The sequence below is a fragment of the Pseudomonas defluvii genome, assembly GCF_001695625.1.
GTDB classification, from domain to species: Bacteria; Pseudomonadota; Gammaproteobacteria; order Pseudomonadales; family Pseudomonadaceae; genus Aquipseudomonas; species Aquipseudomonas defluvii.
In genome coordinates this window covers 1-1038 of sequence record NZ_MBPN01000285.1, presented here as the reverse complement: position 1 = coordinate 1038, position 1038 = coordinate 1, and the positions used below count along the sequence as shown (strand labels likewise).

The following is a 1038-nucleotide window of genomic DNA, read 5'->3' as shown; positions in this document are numbered from 1 at the left end:
TTACCCTTAAAAGGCTTTAAAAGGCCTTTTAGAGAGGCCGCGTGTTCCAGCTTCACGAAGGCAGCCTGTTGCAGGCCCTGGAAGTAGCGGGGTTCGCGGTTCGGATCGCTCATGCCTGCTCGCCCTTGATCTCGCCGACGCCGACCTCGGGCACCGCGCCGGTGGCGGCCTCGTCGTTGGGGGCAGGCGCTGCAGCAGGACTCTCGACACGCTGTTGCAGGCCACGGCGCACGATGGGCGGCGCGAACTTCGAGCGGTGCGTGCCTTCCAGCACGTCCTGCGGCAGTTCGCCGAATTTCTCCAGCGCCGCCCGTGCTGCGGCGTTCTTTGACACGAAGTCGTCGCGCGTACAGCCCGAATAGCGGTATTGCTGGGCCAGCGAGAACAGGCTGCGCAGTGCATGGGCGCCCTCGTTGAGCCAGCGCTCCAAGGTGCTGCGGTCGATGAGCGCCGTGTGATGGGCGAGGATCAGTTTGCGGGCGATGTCGTCGTAGTCGGCCAGCAGATAGACGGCGGCAAAGCCGAGCTGCGCATTGACGAACAGCGGCAACTTGACGGGTTGCACGTTGAGGTTCTCGCCCAGGCTGAGTGCCGGCGGTACGCTTGCCAGCGCCTGATCCACCTGCTCGCGCAGCGCTTGCAGCGTGGTCTTGGTCTGGTCGAGCTTGACCTCGATGCGCAGCATCCACCAATCCGAGTACGGGTCGTCCTGCTCCGAACCGCGCCGCATCTTGTTCATTTGGGCGATGTAGCCGTTCAGGCCGACGATGCCCGGTCGCCCCTCGGCGGCGGCACGGCCATGCCAGATGCGCGAAGCGTGGTGGGTGTGAAGCGTCAGCGACATCGCGCTGCGCAGGGAGCCGAGATTCAGTTGCAGAGATTCATTGGTTGCCATGGTGTCCGCTCGTTGTGGGGAAAGGAGCGGTCAGCTTCGGCAGGAAGCGGAAGGCCGTCAGTCAACAAACCGAAACCTGCCAGACCCCGGTTCAGCGCGTGGTGGCCGCCTGCGGCGCGAGCTATCCCCAGGGGATAGCTCCA

Annotated in this window: 2 protein-coding genes; both read right to left on the bottom strand. The window is 64.6% G+C overall.

Annotation, left to right across the window (positions count from 1 at the left end; translation table 11 throughout):
• Nucleotides 1-113 (bottom strand): DUF3158 family protein (locus tag EKA13_RS27335; RefSeq protein ID WP_125862981.1); only part of this gene is annotated, 113 nt, incomplete at its 3' end.
• Entirely contained in the window at nt 110-895 is a 786-nt protein-coding gene (locus EKA13_RS27330; RefSeq protein WP_003158610.1) for a PFL_4669 family integrating conjugative element protein, read from the bottom strand. The genes EKA13_RS27335 and EKA13_RS27330, both read right to left, overlap by 4 nt.
• Nucleotides 896-1038 lie beyond the last annotated feature (143 nt).